Origin of the sequence: Ignicoccus islandicus DSM 13165 (assembly GCF_001481685.1) — an archaeon.
Classification (GTDB): domain Archaea; phylum Thermoproteota; class Thermoprotei_A; order Sulfolobales; family Ignicoccaceae; genus Ignicoccus; species Ignicoccus islandicus.
On record NZ_CP006867.1, the window covers coordinates 262,461 to 284,289 of the forward strand.

General features: G+C 47.5%; 30 protein-coding genes and 1 tRNA gene. 12 read left to right on the plus strand and 19 right to left on the minus strand.

Features of this window, described 5'->3' with window-relative positions; all coding sequences use genetic code 11:
* Positions 1–35: 35 nt before the first annotated feature.
* The gene (locus EYM_RS01500; protein ID WP_075049351.1) at positions 36–860 is read right to left on the minus strand and encodes a hypothetical protein; all 825 of its coding nucleotides are present in this window, start codon (positions 858–860) and stop codon (positions 36–38) included.
* A 72-nt stretch (positions 861–932) separates the two neighbouring features.
* On the opposite strand from EYM_RS01500, the gene EYM_RS01505 reads away from it, so the two are divergent.
* From EYM_RS01505 to EYM_RS01515, 3 genes are all read left to right on the plus strand, one after another.
* A complete protein-coding gene (locus EYM_RS01505) occupies positions 933–1,640 on the plus strand; it encodes a flavodoxin family protein (RefSeq protein ID WP_075049352.1) in 708 nt (235 codons plus the stop codon).
* Positions 1,619–2,542 (plus strand): TRM11 family SAM-dependent methyltransferase, encoded by a 924-nt coding sequence (locus EYM_RS01510; protein WP_075049353.1) that lies wholly within the window; start codon positions 1,619–1,621, stop codon positions 2,540–2,542. Before EYM_RS01505 ends, EYM_RS01510 begins: the two co-directional genes overlap by 22 nt.
* A 97-nt stretch (positions 2,543–2,639) precedes the next feature.
* Positions 2,640–3,173 (plus strand): hypothetical protein, encoded by a 534-nt coding sequence (locus tag EYM_RS01515; RefSeq protein WP_075049354.1) that lies wholly within the window; start codon positions 2,640–2,642, stop codon positions 3,171–3,173.
* Here EYM_RS01515 and EYM_RS01520 read toward each other — a convergent pair.
* The 5 genes from EYM_RS01520 to EYM_RS01535 are packed head-to-tail and all read right to left on the minus strand — an operon-like array spanning position 3,157 to position 6,315.
* On the minus strand, positions 3,157–3,789 hold the full coding sequence (locus tag EYM_RS01520; protein WP_075049355.1) for a 16S rRNA methyltransferase: 633 nt from the start codon (positions 3,787–3,789) through the stop codon (positions 3,157–3,159). The two genes, EYM_RS01515 and EYM_RS01520, sit on opposite strands and share 17 nt — an antisense overlap.
* Positions 3,761–4,462, minus strand: a complete 702-nt coding sequence (locus EYM_RS01525) for a DUF2208 family protein (protein ID WP_075049356.1) — start codon at positions 4,460–4,462, stop codon at positions 3,761–3,763. Before EYM_RS01525 ends, EYM_RS01520 begins: the two co-directional genes overlap by 29 nt.
* Positions 4,463–4,496: 34 nt before the next feature.
* Complete coding sequence (locus EYM_RS01530; RefSeq protein WP_075049357.1) at positions 4,497–5,783, minus strand: vWA domain-containing protein; 1,287 nt, start codon at positions 5,781–5,783, stop codon at positions 4,497–4,499.
* Positions 5,784–5,787: 4 nt separating this feature from the next.
* Positions 5,788–5,952, minus strand: a complete 165-nt coding sequence (locus EYM_RS07765; RefSeq protein WP_157058716.1) for a TFIIB-type zinc ribbon-containing protein — start codon at positions 5,950–5,952, stop codon at positions 5,788–5,790.
* A gap of 3 nt (positions 5,953–5,955) precedes the next feature.
* Positions 5,956–6,315, minus strand: a complete 360-nt coding sequence (locus EYM_RS01535; RefSeq protein WP_075049358.1) for a VanZ family protein — start codon at positions 6,313–6,315, stop codon at positions 5,956–5,958.
* Positions 6,316–6,353: 38 nt separating this feature from the next.
* Between EYM_RS01535 and EYM_RS01540 the strand changes: the two genes are divergently transcribed.
* Positions 6,354–6,875: a THUMP domain-containing protein gene (locus EYM_RS01540; RefSeq protein ID WP_075049359.1), complete on the plus strand. Its 522-nt coding sequence runs from the start codon at positions 6,354–6,356 to the stop codon at positions 6,873–6,875.
* 23 nt (positions 6,876–6,898) lie between these two features.
* Complete coding sequence (locus EYM_RS01545; protein ID WP_075049360.1) at positions 6,899–7,558, plus strand: YkgJ family cysteine cluster protein; 660 nt, start codon at positions 6,899–6,901, stop codon at positions 7,556–7,558.
* 1 nt (position 7,559) lies between these two features.
* Here EYM_RS01545 and EYM_RS01550 read toward each other — a convergent pair.
* Positions 7,560–7,647, minus strand: a tRNA-Leu gene (locus tag EYM_RS01550).
* A 165-nt stretch (positions 7,648–7,812) separates the two neighbouring features.
* Here EYM_RS01550 and EYM_RS01555 point away from each other — a divergent pair.
* Complete coding sequence (locus tag EYM_RS01555) at positions 7,813–9,414, plus strand: hypothetical protein (RefSeq protein ID WP_075049361.1); 1,602 nt, start codon at positions 7,813–7,815, stop codon at positions 9,412–9,414.
* A gap of 16 nt (positions 9,415–9,430) precedes the next feature.
* On the opposite strand, the gene EYM_RS01560 is transcribed toward EYM_RS01555, so the two are convergent.
* The 4 genes from EYM_RS01560 to pstS are packed head-to-tail and all read right to left on the minus strand — an operon-like array spanning position 9,431 to position 13,121.
* On the minus strand, positions 9,431–10,684 hold the full coding sequence (locus EYM_RS01560) for a TIGR04013 family B12-binding domain/radical SAM domain-containing protein (protein WP_075049362.1): 1,254 nt from the start codon (positions 10,682–10,684) through the stop codon (positions 9,431–9,433).
* Positions 10,641–11,036 (minus strand): hypothetical protein, encoded by a 396-nt coding sequence (locus tag EYM_RS01565; RefSeq protein WP_075049363.1) that lies wholly within the window; start codon positions 11,034–11,036, stop codon positions 10,641–10,643. Before EYM_RS01565 ends, EYM_RS01560 begins: the two co-directional genes overlap by 44 nt.
* 42 nt (positions 11,037–11,078) lie before the next feature.
* Positions 11,079–12,026 carry an AAA family ATPase gene (locus EYM_RS01570; RefSeq protein ID WP_075049364.1) on the minus strand — a complete coding sequence of 316 codons (948 nt, stop codon included), beginning with the start codon at positions 12,024–12,026 and terminating at the stop codon, positions 11,079–11,081.
* A gap of 51 nt (positions 12,027–12,077) precedes the next feature.
* A complete protein-coding gene (pstS, locus tag EYM_RS01575) occupies positions 12,078–13,121 on the minus strand; it encodes a phosphate ABC transporter substrate-binding protein PstS (protein WP_075049365.1) in 1,044 nt (347 codons plus the stop codon).
* Positions 13,122–13,308: 187 nt separating this feature from the next.
* Here pstS and EYM_RS01580 point away from each other — a divergent pair, with 187 nt between their 5' ends.
* On the plus strand, positions 13,309–14,589 hold the full coding sequence (locus tag EYM_RS01580; RefSeq protein WP_075049366.1) for an FAD-binding oxidoreductase: 1,281 nt from the start codon (positions 13,309–13,311) through the stop codon (positions 14,587–14,589).
* Here the strand turns inward: EYM_RS01580 and EYM_RS01585 are convergent.
* Genes EYM_RS01585 through hisF form a run of 3 tightly spaced genes read right to left on the minus strand, consistent with a single transcriptional unit; the run spans position 14,586 to position 16,461 of the window.
* Complete coding sequence (locus tag EYM_RS01585; RefSeq protein ID WP_075049367.1) at positions 14,586–15,245, minus strand: hypothetical protein; 660 nt, start codon at positions 15,243–15,245, stop codon at positions 14,586–14,588. The two genes, EYM_RS01580 and EYM_RS01585, sit on opposite strands and share 4 nt — an antisense overlap.
* Before the next feature lie 14 nt (positions 15,246–15,259).
* Positions 15,260–15,655 (minus strand): hypothetical protein, encoded by a 396-nt coding sequence (locus tag EYM_RS01590; RefSeq protein ID WP_075049368.1) that lies wholly within the window; start codon positions 15,653–15,655, stop codon positions 15,260–15,262.
* A gap of 47 nt (positions 15,656–15,702) precedes the next feature.
* Positions 15,703–16,461: an imidazole glycerol phosphate synthase subunit HisF gene (hisF, locus tag EYM_RS01595; RefSeq protein WP_075049369.1), complete on the minus strand. Its 759-nt coding sequence runs from the start codon at positions 16,459–16,461 to the stop codon at positions 15,703–15,705.
* Between the two features lie 105 nt (positions 16,462–16,566).
* On the opposite strand from hisF, the gene EYM_RS01600 reads away from it, so the two are divergent.
* Positions 16,567–17,007: an uL15m family ribosomal protein gene (locus tag EYM_RS01600; RefSeq protein WP_075049370.1), complete on the plus strand. Its 441-nt coding sequence runs from the start codon at positions 16,567–16,569 to the stop codon at positions 17,005–17,007.
* Between the two features lie 264 nt (positions 17,008–17,271).
* Here the strand turns inward: EYM_RS01600 and EYM_RS01605 are convergent, their stop codons facing one another.
* Positions 17,272–18,111 (minus strand): hypothetical protein, encoded by an 840-nt coding sequence (locus EYM_RS01605; RefSeq protein WP_075049371.1) that lies wholly within the window; start codon positions 18,109–18,111, stop codon positions 17,272–17,274.
* 79 nt (positions 18,112–18,190) lie between these two features.
* Between EYM_RS01605 and EYM_RS01610 the strand changes: the two genes are divergently transcribed.
* Complete coding sequence (locus EYM_RS01610; protein ID WP_075049372.1) at positions 18,191–18,724, plus strand: hypothetical protein; 534 nt, start codon at positions 18,191–18,193, stop codon at positions 18,722–18,724.
* Here EYM_RS01610 and EYM_RS01615 read toward each other — a convergent pair.
* On the minus strand, positions 18,695–19,195 hold the full coding sequence (locus EYM_RS01615) for a hypothetical protein (protein WP_075049373.1): 501 nt from the start codon (positions 19,193–19,195) through the stop codon (positions 18,695–18,697). The two genes, EYM_RS01610 and EYM_RS01615, sit on opposite strands and share 30 nt — an antisense overlap.
* Positions 19,189–19,398: a hypothetical protein gene (locus tag EYM_RS01620; RefSeq protein WP_075049374.1), complete on the minus strand. Its 210-nt coding sequence runs from the start codon at positions 19,396–19,398 to the stop codon at positions 19,189–19,191. Before EYM_RS01620 ends, EYM_RS01615 begins: the two co-directional genes overlap by 7 nt.
* A gap of 87 nt (positions 19,399–19,485) precedes the next feature.
* On the opposite strand from EYM_RS01620, the gene EYM_RS01625 reads away from it, so the two are divergent.
* The 3 genes from EYM_RS01625 to EYM_RS01635 are packed head-to-tail and all read left to right on the plus strand — an operon-like array spanning position 19,486 to position 20,756.
* Complete coding sequence (locus EYM_RS01625; RefSeq protein WP_075049375.1) at positions 19,486–19,920, plus strand: RecB-family nuclease; 435 nt, start codon at positions 19,486–19,488, stop codon at positions 19,918–19,920.
* Positions 19,917–20,333 carry an RNA-binding domain-containing protein gene (locus EYM_RS01630; protein WP_075049376.1) on the plus strand — a complete coding sequence of 139 codons (417 nt, stop codon included), beginning with the start codon at positions 19,917–19,919 and terminating at the stop codon, positions 20,331–20,333. Before EYM_RS01625 ends, EYM_RS01630 begins: the two co-directional genes overlap by 4 nt.
* The gene (locus EYM_RS01635; RefSeq protein WP_075049377.1) at positions 20,334–20,756 is read left to right on the plus strand and encodes a hypothetical protein; all 423 of its coding nucleotides are present in this window, start codon (positions 20,334–20,336) and stop codon (positions 20,754–20,756) included.
* A gap of 51 nt (positions 20,757–20,807) precedes the next feature.
* Here EYM_RS01635 and EYM_RS01640 read toward each other — a convergent pair whose 3' ends face one another.
* Both EYM_RS01640 and EYM_RS01645 read right to left on the minus strand, forming a co-directional pair.
* Complete coding sequence (locus EYM_RS01640; protein ID WP_075049378.1) at positions 20,808–21,182, minus strand: helix-turn-helix domain-containing protein; 375 nt, start codon at positions 21,180–21,182, stop codon at positions 20,808–20,810.
* Complete coding sequence (locus EYM_RS01645; protein ID WP_075049379.1) at positions 21,157–21,708, minus strand: hypothetical protein; 552 nt, start codon at positions 21,706–21,708, stop codon at positions 21,157–21,159. Before EYM_RS01645 ends, EYM_RS01640 begins: the two co-directional genes overlap by 26 nt.
* Positions 21,709–21,829: the final 121 nt, after the last annotated feature.

A 21,829-nucleotide genomic window follows, 5' to 3' on the forward strand; every position in this document is an offset into this window, starting at 1 on the left:
TCCAATACCCGTAGTTTCGAAGGCGCCTAATGATATTAAAGTGGATTATTAGATTCAGAGAATTGGTACAGCTCTATCCTACCCCATCCACCTACAGCTATTTCGCTGTTCCTCCAGTAGGAGCTCTCCATCGATCTAGGTCCCATTCCCCTAAGAAGAAGGTTTCCTCGAGAATCATAGACTTCCGCAGTACCGTTCCAATCGAGTACGAATAGATACTTGCAATTGTCGCTCCAAGAGAGCGCCCTTACGTCGAAGAAGTCCCTCTTCCCCCAAACCATTTGGAAGCCTGTCTCTCCGTACCTCAAAACGTACAATTGTCCGGGCTCGAAGGTACCTACTGCTATCAGATCGCCGCATACCTTGACCCTATTAACGTTCTCAGCTAATGGAAGCTTGTGTAGAACTTTCCCTTCCCTATTCACGGCATACAAGAAACCGTCGAACCCTGCCCCTAGTATGACGTCCTCGTACCAATCTACTGAGTATATGTGATTGTCCGTTTCCAAGTGCCATGCCACCTTTCCGTCCTTCATTAGTGCCATTCCATTGCAACAGAGGCCTATCGCGACCTCTTCTCCCTTTACAGCACACGAGTTGACCCCGTAATCGAGCGGAATCTCTTTAACCTCGTCTCCTAATATTAGGACTTTCCTAGCCTCGCTCCCTATTAGGAGGTTTCCCGAGTAGGGTCTGACGCAAGTTAATCCGGCCGTAGACGTGTAAAGCACGTCAGCCCTCCCTTCCTCTAAGGCCAGTAAAGCGTTCTCGTTGACAGCCAGGACCGATCCGTTCTCGCGAATGTAAACGTCGTACACGTGTCCCTTCGTGGGAAACACCCACTTCCTTTCTATCTTCAAACTCTTACCTAGAGCGCTTTCGAATGCTCCCAGTTAAAGCTCCTCCCTCGTAAGCTCCTTGTGGAGATGGTAATGAAAGTCGTTGGAATACTAGGTTCTCCTAGGAAATATGGATCCTCTTTCAAGGGCCTGATGCTAGCTCTCAAGGCGGCCGAGAAGTTCGGGGCTCAAACGGAGTTCTACCATTTGTACCAAATGGACATTAAGCCTTGTTTGGGTTGCGTCTCGGAAGACGTAAAGGTTTGTAGATATCCTTGCATTATAGAGGACGACATGAGGAAGCTATACGACGCTTTGATAGAAGCGGACGGCTTCGTAATAGCGACGCCCGTTTACTGGTATTCGCCTAGCGGCGTGGTAAAGAACTTCATTGATAGACTAACCGCGCTCGAGAACATGATACACATAGACGGTAAGAGCTGGTTGGATGGAAAGGTAGCGGGCTTCATTGCTACGGGTAACGATAGCGGAGCCATGATGGCCATCTCACAGCTAATGGTAATAATGAACTCAATGGGCGTTGTAATACCTCCTTGGAGTATGGCTTATACAAACGAACTAGTTGATCCCCTGGAAAAGGAGTCGTTCGTTACGGACGCGTTAAACGTTGGGAGGAACGTAGTTCTAATGGCAAAGGCGATGAAGGGAGAGGCGGTAAACAGATGGTATGATCCAGAACTTTATGAATGGTATGAAAAAGAACTTAAGGATTGGATAGTTGAGCTTGCGAGAGAGGAGGAAGCTAAGGCTGAGAAGCCTTGGAAACGCTTTACTTCCTAATTTCCGGCTACCATAGAAGCATTCCGGTCGAAGAGGTAATTGCCCTTCACGAGGCCGAGGGGTGCCCCTTTCAGCTCCTATCCGTTCATAACGGTCTCGTTTTAGGGAGGGGCGATCCTAAGTGTTCGATGAGGCTAACGTATAGGAGCGCATACGTAAAGGAGATTGGAACGGTAGGTTACGTTAGCGACGGGGTTTCAACTACGGTCTTGAAAGAGCTTGACTGTGGGAAACTGAAGGTTCACGTTGTAGGGGGGTCGGAGGTTCCGGAGGTTCGTTTGGAAGGCAAAGGTACTTGCAGAGCAATAGCAACGGAAGACTTCATAGTTATAGGAAAGGAGTTGTCTAAAAGAGCTCACGGGAAGAGCGAGAAGGGCCCCTTCTTCTCCCCCGGTTCCATGGATCCAATTTTAGCTAGGGCTATGGTCAACTTGAGCAGGCTTAAGAAGGGAGGGACTTTCCTTGACCCCTTCTGCGGGACGGGCGTTTTCGTTATGGAGGCATCTAAGGTAGCTAAACTGGGCTTATGTTTCGATTTAGATCCAGCAATGTGCTACGGGGGGAGGATAAACTTGAAGTGGGCTGGAGCTCTAAGCGATAACGCCTTGACGGACTCCTTCTCACTCCCAATTAAGAGTAATAGCGTAGATGCCATAGCAACCGACCCTCCGTACGGAAGGAGCGTCGTTAGCTTGGCCCACGATCCCATAGAGCTTTTCGCTTCCTTCTTAGGGGAAGCGGAAAGGGTACTCAAGCCCGGATCGTACGTAACGTTTGCCATGTCCAGTAAGGTTAGAGTCATGGATGCAATAGGAACTACTAATCTGAAGTTGATGAAGTGTCACGTTCAGAGAGTACATAGGAGCTTGGCCAGATTGATTTGCACACTGAGAAAGGCGTAGTTAATTACGTTCCCGAAAAACGATGAATTGTGGCTGATTAACCATTTAAGCAGCTAACATATATATAACGATGCGTGAAGCTAGCTGGTTATGAGTCTTGAGGAACTCGGAGGAAGTTGAACGTGTGGTCAACGAAACTATTGAGGTAATTAAGGAGAGGGACGTTCCTCTCCAATCGTTAACCCTTGCCGCTCTCTTGGCTTCCCTACAACAACTCGGAATACTAACCCAGGGCACAGTAGCTACGTTGGCTAAGTACTTCTCGCTCAGAATAATTGCGTACATGATTTATCACAAAATAGTTGATATGAACAAGAGCGTTGAAGAGAACCTAATGAGCGCCTTCAAGCAATACGGCTTCAAAGATAGCGAAATCTCTATAAACTCGAAAAATGGGGAAGTCGAGATAGATATTGTTACCGCTAAGTGTAAGCTGTGCCCTAAGGGCGTAGGCGGGGCGGAGCTGGAGGGGAATGCTTGCCCCGTTCCGTACCTCGTTTCCTACGCGTTAACTGCCATGGAGGGGAAGACGTGGAAGCCGGAGCTTATAAAGAACGGGTCTTCGGCCAAGTTGACTGTCGTTTCTAAGACGGGCGGCATTTGTAGAATGAAGATTAAGAGAACTGAATGAGTAATTCCTCCGCGCTGGATACCAACTTACAGGCTACCGTCCAAGCCTTTAAGCTATCCTTCCAAATGCTGTATAGCTTTCGCGCCTTTTTGATAGTGCTCCTCCTGAAATCTCCCCTGGGGAAAACGCCTATCCCAATAGCCGCATTGGTTTCAATTGCTTCCGAGACCACCTCCGAGACTCTCCTAAGCTCGCCTTTTTCGTGCATTAGGATGAATTTCCCGTGATCCTTTACGAACTGAGACAAGTCGTCGTAGGCCTTCCATATAAGGGGCTCTTCCGAATCACGGGGAACTTTCCCATATTGAAGTAATTGCGCCATTATCTCCTTGAAGGCATCGTAGTGCTTGGGAACTCTCTCGTCAGACCTCACCTTGTAAACTTCGCCAGTTATCGTGTGGAAGTAGAGTTCCAGTAACCCTTCCCGATTCAAGACGGAGTCTTGGAGGATTAGTAAGGTGGTGTGGAGGATGTCCGGTCTACCTCTCTTCCACTTCTGGGGGAAGTTAGATAGCTTGTGGTAATGGTACCTCTTATCTATCAAGGGACCGTAAGGCCAATTGCTGGGAGCCAGCTCCAAGGAGGCTTCAAGCAGTATTACTTTCAACTTTCTCAATTCCCTTCCCCAGTTTTAAGAGCAGTTCGGCCAATCTCTTAGGGTTCTTTGAGTATAAACGATAACTAGGGACGCCCGGCTTCTTCGAAACTAAGTCCACTGCCTTACTCTCTTCGACTACCTTAATTTCGTAGTCCTTTAATGGGAAAGGTATGTTGCCGAATGGTTTAATTTGTATGCCGCCTTCGGTTACCTTGTAGGACGTAATGGGTTTCGGAATTTCCGCCATTTTCTTCATTGCGTGCTTGTTCAAGAAGTAGTTTAGGACAGTGTATCCTTCGAAGTAGGCAACTATCGCTGCGAATCGATATACCGGGTTGGGGATGTGAGTTATAGTTGGCCACAAGGTGAAACCGAAGAGCAATAGAACCATTATTGGAAGGGAGCTGAAGAGGCTCTGACTCATCTGACCCTTCAAGATCCTTTCCATCTCTGGATCCGTTTCCAAGAGCTCCTTCGAGTTCTCCTCATAATGTACCTTTCCCTTAGGTCTTTCCATAGCCTTTTTCAAGTGTTTTCCGAAGTACTTGTACATTATTACCAGCATTAATATGAAGTAAATTACTAACAAGAAGCCGTAGTACTGAGGGAAGAACGACATTATAGTTGCAAATGTTAGCATGCTTGCTTGGGATAACAACATCGCCTTTTTACCGAACGGGTTCGGTTCCATTTCAAGTACCCATCCTCACCCATCGGTGCCCGTATTATTGTTTGTCCCTAACGTCTATCTTTACTACCTTCCACTTGGCCTCTGCGGCGCTTTTGGGAACGACCTCGGTGGTAACCAATATGGCTGAGGAACTCCTCATTCTGATGCCTTTCATCAATCTTAGAACTTCCTCTTCTTCCTCGTCGAACCAATACCCGTCGGTTAAGATCACTACAGCGTCACCGAACCTCATTTTACTTAAAACGAACTTAAGGGGTTCCTCTGCTACAGTACCTCCGCCTCCCTTGAGGGATCTCAGTAAGTTCCTGAGCTTCGAGACGTTCCTCGAGTTGAGTACTTGATGTACTTCCGCGTCCCAAGAGACTACGTGAATTCTGTTGGCGTACTTAGCTGCTTCAATTACTTCGCCCGCGAATTGGGAGAGCTCCCTCTTCGTTATCGAACCGGAAGTGTCTACTAAGAACCATATGTCCGCGCCCCTCCTCACGTAGCCCGGGACGTTTTTCAATCCCCTCCTGTTGGGCCTTTGCCAAGTCCTGAAGCTCTTGCCCAATCCCTCCCTTAAGGAACTCCTGAGCTCCGTTCTCCACGATACCTTCGAAGAGAGGAACTCCTCTAGCCTCCTCTTCAAGCCTAGGGGCAAGTTACCCGCGCTCTTCTGGACTTCGATGGCCTCTGCCAAGGCTTGAGCCAACAACCTCCTCGTAGCAGACCTATCAACTACTGAGGTCTCTTTCACCTCTCTAGCGAACTCCTCATCGCCTTCCCAAACGGTTTCCCTCTTCCCCTCAACTATTTCCGTAGGCAAGTCTTCGAAGCCGCTCGCTCCCCCGTAAGCTTCTGCGAGGTTGGGGCTTCGGGAACCTATCTTCCCTCTGAGTTTATCGTATACTGTTTCGGCTGGGTCGTCTGGCAGAACTCCGAGGGTTTCGAAGGTCCTCCAAGTAACGGGTTTCGCCTTGATTATCCTAACGCTCATGTTCTCTAAATCTTTAAGCATGTTCATTTCTTCAAGAATTCTGTTAACTTCAACGTCGCATGCCACGTTCCAAAGCTTCGGATCGACCTCACTGCCCTTCAGAGGAATCCAGTGCCCTAGGATGGCGTGAAGCATTTCGTGTACTAACAAACTGGCTAATTCCCTTTCGTTCGCCCTCGGTACCCATTCCTTCGGTATCACTATGCTCATATTCCTGTAGTCAAAGAAAGCGGAAGGGGCGCCCTCTTGCACTTGTACTTTGAACTTCTTTAGTAATATCCACATCCCTATGTAGCTCATTGCCAAGTAGTCCTTTGCTCTATTGAACTTAATCGAATCCATTTCATCACTCCCTTGCGAAGAAGGCTATGAAGCCGCACTTAGGGCACCTGAAGACCTCGACGTTCTTAACTTCGTTCGGTATGAAGCCCCCTACTAGGGGCATTTTCGAGGCTAGCTCGCCTAACTTACCTTCCATCTTCATTTCGGTTCCGCAAAAGGGACACTTCATTACCTATCCCACTTCCGTTACCCTAAAGGCCTTATAGGTTAACCACGCGCCAATTAACGAACCTAGAGCGTTGGCGAGTAAATCCCCCAAATCGAACGTCCTCCACGGAACGAACCACTGAGCTAACTCAGTTAGCCCCCCGAGAACGGCTGAAATTAGCATACCGTCCCATCCGTATAACGTCGCGGAAACGAACGAGTAAATTGCGAAGAGCGAGAAGTGCCTCAACGAGGATTGAGGATCGAACGGCAAATAGGTAATTTCCTCCACTTCCTTAACTACTTCCGCCGGAGCTATCGTCAACCCCCAAGCTATAGCTACCGTTAGGAGCGCCCAAACTGCCTTGAGAACCCTCTTCCACATAATAACTCCCCCTCTCGATGGCTGTGGGGCTTAGAAAGTTGAGTTCGTTCAACGTAACGGTGGCGTGTTGGAGAGGTAAGGAAGTAAAGGCCGAATTGGAACTGAAGAGCTACTGGGGCAAGAACTTCGTAGTAGTGAGAAAGCAGCCTAGCCTGTTGATAGTAAAATACAACGGCGATCCGTTCGAAGCGGTCAAGAAGCTGAAGGAAGTGGTCGACCCTAGGTACACCACTCTGCTAAAGGCCATACCTTACGACGCGAGCGTTCCAGCTGACATAGAGGAAGTTATAAAGGCAGTTGAGAAATTCTCTAAAAAGATAGGAGAGGGAGAGACCTATAGAATAACTTTGAAGGGACCCATCTACGAGTTCAAAGACGATGATTGGAGGGAGCTTCCGAAGGAGGAGGCTATTAGGAGGATAGCCGAGGTCATAGATAGGAAGGTAGACCTGGAGAACCCCGATTGGGTCGTATACATCAGGAGCTTGCCGTTGAGGGGAATTCAACAAGCCGGAGTGAGCGTTCATAAGCCAGAGTGGATCTTTTCCGTTCAGCAATGAGGTGTTGAACCATTTACTACGCTTTGAGACCTCCTAACGGGACTAAGAGCTACGATTACTGGCTCTTGAAGCAAGCCAGCTTAGCTAGGAGGTATTACATTGGAACGTTCTACGTTCCTTCAAAGAACCTTTACTCCCCCGTCTTCAGAAGGATAGGGAAGGCCGACCCTAAGGCGTTCCTTACTATTACGGCGAGGGAGCTAAGGGACTCCTATAAAATGGTTTGCATTAAGGGTTGCGGCCAATGTTGCGAGAGGAACTCGAACGCGGTAATATTTGAGGAGGAAGCGAGAGAGCTTGGAATACAGATAAGAGATAAACCCTCTTTCGAGGTCGAATTGGTTGACGGATCCAAATTGAAAGTATATAGGCTAGACACTAGGAGGAACGGCCAATGCGTATTTTATAATAGGAGAAGGAAGACGTGTTCTCTAGGAAGAAACAGGCCGATATTATGCGTGATTCACTATTGCTCGGCTTTCGCGGAAAGGGTTGAAAACGGGAGGAAGGTAATGTACGTTAAGGTTTCCGGTAAAGAGCTTGGGAACGGGCTAGTTGAAATGAAGTTCGAGAGAGTTAGCAACGAAGAGTGGGAAGAGATAGTAAGGATGGTGAAGAACGGGGTAAACGTTTGGAGAGCAGTAGCTGAAATACTGAGGAAGAGGAACTTAGGGAAAGCTTGAGTGGTGCGGGGGGTGGGATTTGAACCCACGCAGGCCTACGCCATCGGGTCCTCAGCCCGACCCCTTTGGCCAGGCTCGGGCACCCCCGCGATTTCCCGGGAGCTTCACGAAGTTTTATTTATAAGTTTTTGCTTCCCTAGCTTCGACCCGACCGGACAACAGTCCATTCGATTTGAACGTTGCTCACAGTAGAGGATATACGGATAGGTGAGGGATAATATAGGGTTCACCACTATAAAGGTAAGGTTGTAACATTGAAATCAATCACAGTAATCTTACTGACTTTCATCTTAGCTAACGCGTTCGAGTTAAAATTAATGTGGAGTTTCGATGAACCTAGCGATCGAATAGAAGACATGGTCTTCTCCAGCAAAGGTAATCTCGGTATAGCCTCTTGGGATAATTGTGCGTACGTTGTTGACCTTAATGGCCATCAACTAGGTAAGACATGTGGAACTTGGGATATGGATGGGGCTGGGTATTTTAATGGATTATTCGGTTTCGTTAATCTCGATAACTACGTGTATCTCATTAACAATAATGGTACTTTCTGGAAGAAGATATATGTAGGTGATTATCATCATACTGCTATCGCACTCTTGAATAACGGTTTCGTTGCGTGCGATAGTTATTGCGCAAGATTTAATCTCAATGGAGAAAAACTATGGGATACTTACGTAGGCGCGTACGTTGAAGACGTGGCTATTCGTAAGGGTTACATATACGCAGCTAATAGTGGAAGCCAGAAACTTCAAGTAATCGATCTAAACACAGGTAAGGTAGTTAGTGAAATAAAGTACGAAAGAAGACCGGGTAGTGTAAGCGTTTGCAATGACTACTTGGCAGTTATAGCGGGGGAACTATACTTTTACGATATCAGTGACCCAAGAAATCCGAAGTTGATTTGGAAGAGTACTGGACTAAACGTTGATGATAACGAACATTCTCCTGCCTTTTCTCCAAATTGTAAGTACGTTGCTGTGGCAGACAATTATTGGTTTATTACGTCTATCGGTAACAGTGAATTGAAGATATTTGACGTAAACGGTGATCTAATTTACTCAAAGTACTTGCCCGGAATTACGTCCGTTGCGTGGTGGAACGATGTAATAGCTGTCGGCTACCTTAGCGGTAAGGTGGAATTATATCGCGTTATAAATTATACATCACCAATAGCTCGTTATTCCGAAATAGAGAAGATGAATGGAGCGGGAACGCTCGTGATTCAAATAAAGCCCCTCTATGTCTACCAAGATGAGTTTTCTAAGGTACCAATAATAGGTAGGCTCTTAGTTGCCGGGCTCGTAAAGGCGCTTTACGGAAAACTGAGCTTAGATTCACTCTATGTTAGCGTAAAGGCTTATTTGGAAACGATCAACCTAGCTAAATCGTACTACATTCAAGCTGAGAAGTTCTTTAAGAATGGAGATTTCGTAAACTCCTTGGAAAAATTAAAAGTGGCCAAGGCACTATTACATACGATTAATACCACCTACTCAAACTTAAAGGCTTCTTGGGAAAGAATCGAAACGCAGATGAGGTCCTTAGAGGAACGAATTGTTCCAGTTAGAGAAATACTCGTAAACGCTTGCGGAACCGATATAGGCGTGGACTGGAATAGTTCTATTGCAATCGAAAAGTTAAAGGAGTGTTCAACATCAATAGAAAAGATATTGAACCTAATTGAAGCTCTTAAGCGATACAAGGGCTGGGAAGGTTTCTCGGCTTCATTGGTACTTAGAGACTTGACCGAGTTTGGAAATACAATTAAAGAGATGTACCCAAGAGTAGAAGATTTAAGCAATCGAATAATTGAACTGGAAACGAAGGCGAAATTGGTTTTAGAGAGTAATTGATTTTCAACGTTCTTTTTCATGTTTGGATTAAATTCCTTTGGCGAAGCCATGGACTAACAATTATCGTTCCCTTTTCAATTAATTCGACCACCTTCCAAGAGATTTCCTCTTGCTTTAGCCACTGACCCCAAGCCTTACCTTCACCTACCAACTTCGCTATTTCCTTCCTAACCCTTTGGGGTAAGGGAGCGGGCTTCTCGAAGGCAAAGGGGGTTCCGGGAAGGGGCATGAAGTAGTGTAAGTGAGCTCTAGCGCCCATGGATATCAGCTTCCTCATTCCTTCCAACGTCGCCATCATTTCCTCCTCGCTTTCGCCCGGGAGGCCCAAAATGAAGTCCACTTCCGGCGTGAAGCCGTGCTCAACGCTCAACTGAACGGCGTTAACTACGTCCTCCCAAGTATGGCCTCTGTTCAACCTCTTCAGTACCTCATCGCTGGCGCTCTGGGCCCCTATTACTATTCTTTTATTCGAAACATACTTCCTCATTACCTTGAGAGCCTCTTCGTTCACGAACTCTGGCCTGACTTCGCTGGGGAAGGAACCGAAGAAGACCCTTACCCCGGTGCTCTTTACGGCGCTCAAGAGCTCCTCTACTTTATCGAGTTCGAGCCTCCTTCCGTCTCCGCCATAGGAAAGGGAGTTGGGCGAAATGAACCTGAGGTCCTTCCCTCCCAATTCCCTCAACTTCTTCGAGTACTCCCTAACGTTCTCAACGCTTCTGTGCCTAACTATGGCCTTGAATATGAACGACGTTTGGCAGTACTTACAAGCGAACGGGCAACCCCTAGTTACTTCAATTGGACCGAAAGTTCCTCTCCAGTAAGGCCAAGGCGGGTAATCGTCCAGTTCAATTAACTTCCTCGGGCCCGTATAGCTTCCATCGCTCAAATATATTCCCTTAACCTCCTCCGGGTTTCCTTCCTGGAGGGCCTCGAGGAGCTCAGCTAGGCTCTCTTCCGCTTCCCCCTTAACCACGTAATCGAAGCCTAACTTCAAAGTTCCATAGGGATCCCCAGTGGCGTGAGGGCCTCCGGCTATTAGAGTCACCTTTCCCTTGAGGAGCCTTATTTTCATCGTAAGCTCGTCGTCTAATAGATGGGTGGTTAGGAGGGAAATTCCGAGAGCGACGTTCCCCTTGAGTTCGAGAACTTCTAACGGGTCCCTTACCCACCTTACCTTAATTCCCTTCTTCTCTAACGCGGCCGTAAGAGCGTAGACGCTGTACTTAACTTCCCTCCTTAGTAGTAGAGCGAACGTTAACTCCTTCAATTCCAGTCTCCTCCATAATTCTCTTATATATCAGTTTGAGTACCTCGTCCCTTTGCGATTGCCTCTTGGCTATTTCCGAAACCCTACGGGCCCTCCAGTTGGCCTCCTTCTTCAGTAATTCGTTTAACACCTCGTTCAGTTTAAGGTCTTCTTCTCTAATACCTAATAAGTTCCATATTCCCTTGTTCAGTTTATAGTACAATTTGCCCAACTTCCTCGCTAGGGCAACCACGGTGTCCTCGTCAGCTACGTTCAAGAAGAGTAGCAAGGCCAATATTAATATCGGCAGCTCACCCGTCTCCGCTAAGAATATCATTAAAACCAAGCCCAGTAGCGCTCCGAGCACGTTCAAATGAAGTTCCCAATGCCCTTTCGCGGGGACGAACAAAAAGCTTTAAGCGGGTGGCTCCACTTCCTCCAATATCTCCCTAACAACCTTCTCAGCAGTATCTCTAGCCAAGAAAAGCCTGTCTCCGGCCGCCTCAACGACTAATCTATGGACCAACACCATTGGAGCTACCTCTTTAACGTCATCTGTAATCACCACTTCCCTGTCCTCTATCGATGCCTTCGCCTTAGCTGCCCTAACTAAGTGTATAGCCGCCCTAGTAGTGGCCCCCAGTAACACTTCCGGTCTCTCTCTAGTGGCCCTTACCAAGTCAACGGCGTACTCAGCGACCTTCCTAGGAACTTCGACAGCTTGAGCTTCCTCTATTGCTTGCAAGACTGTCTCTTTATCTAACGACTTCTCCGCCTTAGGTTCAATAGCCTTCCTCATCGCATCGAGCATTACGGCCTCTATTTCTACCTCCCTCGGAGGGAACCTCAAGTCAACGCTAACGGTAAACCTGTCCTTAGCCACCTCCGGGAGCTGATACGTTCCGACCATCTCGACTGGGTTCATAGTAGCTATCACGAAGAAGGGCTTCGGGAGCTCGTACGTTTCGCCCTCTATCGTTACTTGCCCCTCTTGCATAGCTTCTATTAGAGCCGACTGGGTCCTCGGGGAAGCTCTATTTATTTCGTCCACCAACAAAACGTTCGTGAAAATGGGGCCTAATATCGTTCTGAATTGACCGCTCTTCGGGTCGAACACCTTTCCGCCTATTAAGTCCATCGGTAACGTGTCCGGGGTCATTTGGACTCTCTTGAATTCCAGTCCTAGGGTTTGGGCGAACAGCTTAGCTAACGTGGTCTTGGCCGTTCCCGGAACCCCCTCTAAGAGTACGTGACCTCTGGAAAGCATTGCTATGGTCAACGCCTTAACTGGTCTTTCCATGCCGGATAGGTGTTTGCTTATTTCGCTCAAGACAGTCTCGTAAAAGAGCTTGGGTTTCCTCATATAATTTCGACCCGAAGAATTTCAGGAGATAGGAGCGGAAAAACGGGGGTCTTACCTCAAGAGCTCTTCGAGTTGGGCTACTACCTTCTGCCTTAACGCCTTTCCTAGGGGCGCGTAGCCCATCTTGGTTACTTGAGATTGCAGCTGATCGCTTAGTAGATATTCAGCGAACTTAACCAAGCTCTTGAGCTTCGGGCTGTCCTTGTAGAATATCATGTAGGGAACTCCAACTATCGGGTAGGAGTTCTTGCCGGGCGCTAGTATTAGGGAGTGAGCGAACTCATAGGGCGCGTGAAGCGGGCAAGCCCAGTACTTCATTGCGCCTTCCGTCGCTGCGCTTATGGTCTCCGCAGTAGGCTCAACGAAGTATCCTTCCGCGTTCTTCAATGCTGCAGTGGGCAACTTTGCTTGCCAAGCGTAGGCTAGCTCTACGTAGCCTATGCTGTAGGGAGTCTTAGATACTGTAGCGGCAACTCCTTGGTTCTTGGGAGCGCCTATACCTCTCCCCATCTCGTCTACAGGCCACTTCACTACTAGTCCGCTTCCTACCTTTTGAGACCATTCGCTGGAGCTCTTGGATAAGTAGGTGGTAAAGATGGCGGTAGTTCCAGAAGCGTCAGATCTGTGAACTGCGATTATGGGCTTGTGAGGTAATCTGGAGGCCACTGCAGGGTCTTGGAGGGCCTTTATTCTGGGGTCGTCCCAGTACTTTATCTCGCCCATGTATATCTTAGCTATAGTCTCTCCATCGAGCTTTAGCTTCATTCCGTTTAACTCGGGTACGTTATAAACGACGACGACTCCTCCGGCTACTAATGGGACGTGAATTACTTGCTTACCTTGGTATAATAACGGACAGTACTTCGCTGGCGGAATGGGAACGTCGCTCGCAGCGAAGTCCGTGAGGCCGTTTATTAGGTTGGAAATTCCGGCACCGGATCCAGTCGCCTGGTATTGGACGTTAGCTTGGGTGTAGTAGTAAGCTGCAGTAGCTAGGAACGGGTATACGAAGCTCGAACCAGTTCCATACAAGTTAACGGCTAGAGTTGGAAAAATTAAGGCGAGCATGCTTACCATTGCGATTTTCTTATTCATACCGGGTTTCCTCGTGTAAGAAGTAGGATTTAGTAATTAAATTCGTTTCCGAAAAAGAGCTTATAACCGCGCTAGGTATGGTAGACTAGGTACTCAAAGAAATTACCTCCATTTGGGAGTCACTAGCTTTTGCTTCTCAAGGGGTACCTATTAATCGTTTCCAGAGGAACGCGAGAGGTGTGAGTAGGTGAAGTGCTCCGAAGTTGGAGTAACTTGTTTGGATGACCCGGAACTCTTGAAGGCTTACGTTAGCGATGCGTCTCCGCTTAGGGGCGAAGTACCTAAAGCCGCGTTCTTTCCAATCGATGCGACCGAAGTAGCTAAGGTTCTTAAATGGGCTAATAAGGAGAAGATTGCCGTTTACCCCTTTGCCGGAGGAACCAGCCTAGTTGGCTCCCCCCTTCCCTCCGAAGGGGTTGTAATGGACCTAATCCTAATGGATTACTTGGAAGTGTTCCCGAAGGATAAGCTAGCCTTGGTGGGAAGCGGATGGAAGCCATCAGAGCTCAATTCAGAACTTAGGGAATACGGTCTATGGTTTCCAATAGACCCGGGCAGTTACGATATAGCGACCATTGGTGGTATGATAGCAACTAACGCCGGTGGAATAAGGGCAGTGAAATACGGCGTTACGGCAGATAGAGTAAGGGCTTTGGAATTCGTTACGCCTACTGGCGAAATAGTTTGGAGCGGGGCTTGGAGCAAGAAGAGCAGTACTTGGATACGGCTTCACCAACTTCTAGTAGGCTCCGAGGGACAGTTCGGAGTAGTTACGAAGGCCCTTCTGGAATTGGAACGACTTCCCGAGAAAGCGGAGGTTCTGATGATCGAAACGAATCTAGAGGAGGTAGGAGACTTAGTCTTGAAACTCATGGAATTCGAACCGTCGGCAGTGGAGTTCATGGACGAAACCACTGTTGAGGCAGTGAACCACCATCCATCGGCCCCGTTCAAGCTCGAAGGAAACTCTATTTTACTCGTGGAATTCGATGATGAGAGGGCTTCGGAGAAGGCAGAGTCTATAGAAATGGAACTGAACGCTACCAGGGGCGAACCGGAGAAGCTCTGGAAGTACCGGAAGCTAGCTGGACAAGCTTTAACTTACAAATACGGCAAGAGGGCCGATTGGGACGTAGCAGTTCCGCTCAGCGAGCTCTCACCCGCTTTGAAGTTCGTTAAGGATAGGTTGGAAGAGGGGGCCGTTTTCGGACACTTCGGCGATGGGAACATGCACATCAATTACCTAGGCAAGTCCGTAGAGGAGGTTATTGAGGATGCGAAGGAATTGGTGTGTGAAATGGTGAAGAGGTTCAAGGCAACTGTGAGCGGAGAGCACGGAATAGGTCTCTTAAAGCTACCTATGCTCAAATGCGAGGTTTCGGATGAAGCGATAGAGGTATGGAGGAAGCTTAAGTTAGCCTTGGATCCCAACTTAATACTGAATCCCGGTAAGAAGATACCCCTTTAGAGCTCTATCAAGAACTTGGATAACAGTAAGGCAAGTATCGTAAACGAGAACGATGGTAAGAAGAACCCGTATCCGGGACTCCCAACTATGCATTCCACTGCAGTTGAAACCGTACTGAAGAGGTAAGGTGCGGAGAGGGCAGCTATTGATACCGAAGCTAATAGCGTTCCAACGTCAGTGTAAATGATCATGAAGGAGACTAGGGCGCCCAATGAAGACATGTACATAGATAGTGCGAGTAAGTACATTAAGTAATCGAAAGTGATGAACAACTGGGAACTTAGGAAGGAAGCTATCGAAGCGTATGCTATGTTTAGAGATATTGTGAATAGGAAAATGACTACGGTCTTCGCCAAGAACATCACTTCCGGTGCAATTGGAGCCATCCTTAACGCGTAAAGCGTCCCCTTTTCGGCCTCTCTTATAACCATTAGAAAGCCTAGGAGGGTCGAAATAAGTATTGAAAGACCTATCTGACCAATAACTACTAAGTTGGCTGCCTCTACTTGAGTTAGAACTGTAGTTCCTGGTCCAGAGATCAAGTAAGATAAAGGTAATGAAAAAGCAGCTGAGAGTGAGAACAAGGCTAGTATTTCGTGGGGTCTCCTCGCCTCCTCTTTAACGTCCTTCGATACCAGCGTCGCTAACTGTATCAAGGGCGTGCTTCCCTTTAGGTGCTAACCGTGGGTTGTTGATATGCGCTGTGACATCCCTTGAGGATATCGCTAATTCTGAGCACGTTTCCGTCCCAGTAGCCCTTCACTACCATTTCTCCCTTGGTAATTACGACTTGGTTCAAGGGACCGTACTTTTTCTCTATGTAGCTAACAGGAACTCTCGCCGTTATTTTATCTCCCTTCTTGCCTTCTAGGATTAAGACCAGATCGCTCCCTTGAACGGTCCATCTAACTACGTCACCCCTAACCATGTATACTCCGGGCTTCTTGTGTATTAGGTCGCTAACGTCTACGTAAGATGAACTAGAAGTGGCGTATATCCCTATAGCGCCGAACAACGCGAACAGCGAAACGGAAAGTAATAGGAACCTCTTGTTGTCCTTCTTCAACTGCCGAACCCTAAGGATACGTAACGCATCGCTCCGTAAAACTTTAACTAGTCTAATCGAACTGGAACTCCCCTTTCTCTAAGGTATTCCTTAACCTCTCTTACCCTATACTTACCGTAATGGAATATAGACGCTGCTAAGGCAGCGTCCGCTTCGCCTTTCGTGAGGACTTCGTAGATGTGTTCCGGACTTCCGGCGCCTCCAGAGGCTATAACTGGTATTCCAACGCTTTCGCTAACTTTCCTCGTGAGTTCTATATCATATCCCATTTGGGTGCCGTCGTAATCGATGGAAGTAAGCAAAATTTCCCCTGCCCCAAGTTCTTCAACCCTCTTAGCCCACTCGATAGCATCGAGGCCAGTTGGGACCTTTCCAGCGCTAACGTATACTTCCCAGCTACTTCCCTTCCTCTTTGCGTCTATTGCTACTACAACGGCCTGCGATCCGAACTCGGACGCTGCTATTGTGATCAGTTCGGGATTCTTAACAGCTGCTGTATTGACGCTTACCTTATCGGCACCGGAAGACAAGAGCTTCGCGAAGTGGCTTAGGGACCTGACTCCTCCCCCTACGGTTAGCGGTATAGTGAGGACCGAAGCAGTATCCCTCACGACCTTAACCATCGTCTCCCTTCCCTCGGGCGTGGCAGATATGTCTAGGAAGACTACCTCGTCAGCCCCCTCTTCCTCGTACCTCGCGGCGAGTTCAACGGGGTCTCCGGCGTCCCTTAAGTTCTCGAAGTTTACCCCCTTAACGACTCTTCCGTCCTTTACGTCCAAGCACGGAATGATTCTTTTCTTGAGCATCTTTGCACCTAAGTTGTTGAATCGCTTAGATAGGTTTGAAGGTTTCGTCTCCTAAGAAGCCACAAATAATAACCCTTCTAATGGGCTTCCCTCTGGGATGCGGAGATGGTAGTCCGTAGAAGGAAGAAGAGCAGGAAGTTGAGGGGAAGGAGCAGGACCATGGGTTGGGGTCAAATAGGCCAGCACAGGAAGAACGGTGCTAGAGGAGGATTCGGTAACGCCGGAATGCACAAACACATGTGGACGTGGGTAACTGCTAAGAGTCCCGGCTACTTCGGTAAGTTCGGTTTCAAGCTCCCTCCGGAAGCTAAAGTGGAGTTCGTTGAGATCAACGTTGACGCATTGGACGACCTAGCTAGGAAACTGAACACAACCACTTTGGACTTAGCTGCGATGGGTTACAATAAGCTCTTGGGAAGAGGAAAGGTCAAAGGCGCGTATACAGTAATAGTAGCCAATGCCTCCCCTAGCGCTATCAAGAAGGTCGTGGAGGCCGGTGGTAAGGTAATTACTCCAGATGGCGAGGAACTTAAGGTAGAGGAGTAAGGCGTGTTACTGGAGGGTCCAAAGGTAGTAACGGTAGTAGTCACTACCCTAATTGGACCCTTAGTGAACGACACTTCTCCCTTTACCGAGCTTAACTCTTCAATTTCCGTAGTGACGGTGACCCAAACTCTCTCCCTCGTCACAACGAAACTGATAAGGGAAACTGTTACTACCACGGTAGAGGGTTCTTGCGACAGGTTCTATGGCGCTCTGGCGTTTTTCTCTATATTAGTTTTAATTCTCCTGTATAAATATTATAAGAAGTCAAAGAGCTGTAAAGGAACATCCGAGCCCCAATTCTATTAACTCATCCGGACCCAGAACTAGCTCTCCGTTCACGTAGTATTGAATAGTATTACTAACTATAGCGAACCTAGCTTTAGATCCGTATCTAAAGCTCGGGACTTCTTCCCCAGCGAACCTCCAACAAGCTTCGTCCAAGTGCTTGGCTCTCGCCCCTTCGTTCCAGTAGTGACTTTTCGCGATTAATTCCGCCAAGAAGGAAGCGAATACTGGACCGGTACATGGGGTATAAGGCGAATATATTGCTTCAAGTAATTCGAGGGGGATTGGACTAGATATTCCCCATCTAGGTCCCATTTCGGTCACGAAGGCCGGTAACTCAATTAGCCTCGTTTCCCACGTAGTTACCCAAAAAGGATTCAGAACGATCTTGTTTTTCAGCTTCTCTGAAGCGTGCCTTATTGGCCACTCTCCGAACTTCCTCTTATATCCGTACGAGCTCTCCGGAGTGACGGACCTTTGAACCACTGCCTTTTCATCCGGTAACTCTTCCGGTGGGGTCATTGGATCCATAATGAACTTAGTTTCCACTTGAGGTAAAGGCGATTTCCTCTTTTTCGGTACTATTGCTAACCCAACGCCTCCTAGAATCAACGAGTCGAGGAAGCGTTCCGGGGGTTCTGGATGCTCTATTAGCTCTTCCAACGATCTCGCTGGGTTTACAGCTAGAGTACACTTCAATGGAACTACGCGAGCTTCCTTACAGTCTATTCTCTCGGACTGTTCCTCTTCAACAATTAATCCCTTCCTAACGTTTATTGAGAGCCCATTTCTACAATTATAGAAAGTAATACCACCCATAAATCCTACCTTGTATGTGTTCGTTCCTCAATGTAAGTTTATTTAGGTGTACGTGTGACACTCTCTTGAGGAGAGAGTCTTGAAGAAGATAACTTTCTTACTACTAGTCGGTTTACTAGCTCCGGCTTTCGCGAAAATCGTTGCGACCGTAGTAGTATCGCCTCCAAGTGGTTACACTGTAACGTATTATTACAGACTGAACGCAACTCTGAACATACCGGGATATGGGGTATTGCCCTTAGGGATAGAAAACACTACTACTGTTACCGATGGCCAACCGTTCACGACAACTGCAACCATACCAGTTGACGTGGAAATCACTTACACTAACACTACTTACGCGACCTTTGAGGTAACTTACTATATATTTGCTAAGAACGACGACGTTCCTACTACCATGACTAACACTACTGCCTCTGCAATAGTAAAGACGGCCTTACTACTACCGGGTCAGAACATTGATTATCATTACGACGTAAACCTAGGGAGTTACTTCGGTAAGAGTAGCTTCAGCGTGAAAGCGGGCTTCAACGGTACAATACTCCCAATTGTAGGCCTCGCCGGAGCCGGAGCAGTTGCCTACCTAAAGAGAAAGCTTTCTAGGAGGAACTGACTTTTTTAGAACTTCCTCTGTTACAACGATCACACCATCTTCAGCCTTAACTTCGAAATGATTTCTTCTCAAGTAAGCCCAAGCGGCTATTGCGCAGAGGCAAGCGTCAATTTCGTCGTTATCCATTTCTCTTATCCAATTCAAGTAGTTCCCTACTCCTCTAGGGAAAGTTTCGATGACTCGAACTTTGGTTTCGTCGAGGGCCTCTAGCACTCTCTCTACGAGTTTCCTCATCCCCCTCCAACCTGGAGGCAGTACTTTGAGCCCTAACTTCCTAGCTTTCCTATCGACGTCCCTCATGGGTCCATTCGGTAATTGAAGGGGCGAGTCTATTGCTATAACGCTAGCTCCCATTCCAACAGCCACTCTCAAGAGGGTCTCCAAATCGCCTTTTAAGGTTAAATTAAGGGAACCGAAGAGGCAAAGGGTCGAAGGTCTGACAGCAGCCGGATCTATTCCAGCTACTAGCAAGCTCCTACCCATTCACATATAATGGAAGAGGAATATATTGAGAGATACGCTAGAGCGAAAGCTAATGCGGAATAAAGCAGTAACGTTTCAATCAACGCACCCAAATCCGTCAATAAGAACAAGTTTCCGCTTATTATAGAAATGAAGAGGTTAGCTAATCCAACGGACAGTCCTATTACTAAGGCGAGTCTTAAATCGTCCAAAGTTCTCTCCCGCTAATCCATTCCTTGCATCGGATTAAATCCTCAGTATTTTAGGAGCCTTCGTTGTTGCGTTGATGGGTTACGGCGTTGAAGGTATACTTGGTTGCGCACGCTCCATCGAGCGTCCAAAGGCTCGAGGACTTCGCTAAGTTAGCTTTTAACTTAGATTTGGTGGACGTCCTAGTGGTCACCAAGCCTTCGGGAGTGGCAGCCCAAGTCGGGCTCCCTGAAATATCCAAGATGGCCTATAAGCTAGATAAGAAGTTAGTGGTTTTACCCGATATAGATGATGCAGTAGAGTTACTTAAACCGGACAAGGTCTACACTGTCTCCCATGACTACGGTCGAAGAGTTAGGGAACTGGAGAAGGCTGATAGCGTAATGATAGTAGTTGGATTGAGCGATCCGGGCCTTACTAAGACGGAAGCTCAGAAAGGAGAGGCAATATATCCAGACGGTACTTCCGGCGACATAGGTCCTATAGCTGCCGTTTCAATACTGCTATCGGGACTCGGAAAGTGATAGATAGGGTCGAAATCCAAGTTCACTCCCACGCTACCGAGGACGTTGAGAAAGTGAAGGAGGCAGTTAGGAAGCTACTGGGCGTTGAGCAAATAGAGTTCACTGAGTTGAAGGCAAGGGGGCACCACGGCAATCCGATAATTACGTTAATCGCTACCCTCAAAGGGAAAGAGGCTGAGAGGGCCGTAAGGAACCTCTTATCGAAAATGGATGAGTTCGATTTCGAAATTATGGTTAGAGAATTAGATATCAGGAGCGAGAAAAGCAAACTGTACTTGAGGTTCGATAAACAAAAGGCTTACCTCGGTAAGACTGAAATGAGCTCCGGATCGGACGTAATAAGGGTAGTAATAGTGTTCAAGGGAAGGAAAGTGAGCGAGGACTTGCTAAGGGAGCTCAGAGGTTCGGAGTGAATGCTTTGCTGTGGAGCTGACGAAGCGTACTTCTCAAAGAACAGCGAAATGTGTATAGGAGTAGTGTGCTTAGAGTACAGTAAGGATGAAAAGGTCAGTAAGTGCGGAATGAACGTTGTAGAGAAGATAAAGGAGCTCTGTAAGGTTAAAGGCGTCAGGGAATTGAAGGGTTCCAGTCTCTTGAAGAGTAAGAAGTGCAATTCAAGTTACTTAGAGGGAGTCCTATTGAAATTGACCTATTCAGTTAAGTGTAGTAGGGAAGCAGCTTCGAGCGAGCTAAAGGAAAGGTTGTTAAGGGAGGCTTTAGGTGAGATACTTGAACGAAGTGAAGTCCGAATAGTAATTGTAGACGAAGGCTTAGTTAGGAATCTCACTAAGAGCATTTCAATAGAAGGTCGTAAGGAGGTCCGTTTAAAGCCTTAGGTCCGGTCACAAAGCGCCAGTAGTGCAGCTAGCGGACGTACTCATACACTATTACAAGAAGGCGGGTTCGTGACTGCTCCCCGGTCCTTCGTCCCCCTCCGTCGGGGGGGCATCCCCGGGCTCATCGCGTTCCATCCATCGCTTTCCCCTCGTTCCTAATAAATCAACGCCTATTAATTGAGAGAGTTCGCTCAGCTCCTTTAATCCCTTCTCCGTACACCTCACCATTAGTTTAGGTCTCCCTATCAAGGTTAGCGCTTTGAAGGTTTTGACTAAGTTCAGTTCCTCTAACCTATGTAGGCACTCCCACAAGGAAGACTTACTCAGTTCTAACGCATTGATTACTTCCTTGAAGCTGGCTTCTCCGTGAACGCATACGTAAATCAAAGCAACTAAGCACTTACTCCCCCTTACTTCCTTCCACACTCCCTTGCACCTCTATGTAAGGTAAGAGCTCGTACGCGCCCCTTACTAACAAGTCGAGCGATATTGCGGAATACACCACTATTACGGAAATAGCGAAGGATTTCAACGAATCGAGCCCACTAAATGTAGCGAACGCAGTTAGTGGAAAGAGAGCGAACGATAGGAGGGCCTCTAGTACCTCCCTTAACGCAAGCAACGTAATTGAGACGAAAACGGAGATCGAGAGCGAGAGGGGCAAGAAGAACGAGCAACGCGGATAGGCGAATTGGAACGCGAGGAACGCCGCAATAGACGCTACAAAAGCTATGACCTTATCCTTCTTATTAATAGCGTGAGTTAGCGTACCGAGCCTCTTTACAGTCCAAGAGTAAGGGATTAGTGAAAGGGCAGTGAAAACTGGCACGAAAGCTGGCTCCTTCAGTGCTTCGTATAGATAAAGTCCGAAGCTCATTGGAGCGACCCATGAGAGGAAGGTAAGCGCTTCGAGCCTCTTTTTCTCCACCTTTATTAAGGATCTTATTGCCAATTCGCTCACAAATCTATTTTTACGAGAACTATATATTTCGGTTACATCAAGTTCGGAGGACCGAACTTTGTAGTATGTAGAAATATTTCCATTACATTAAAACACTATGAGGTGGAGAGAG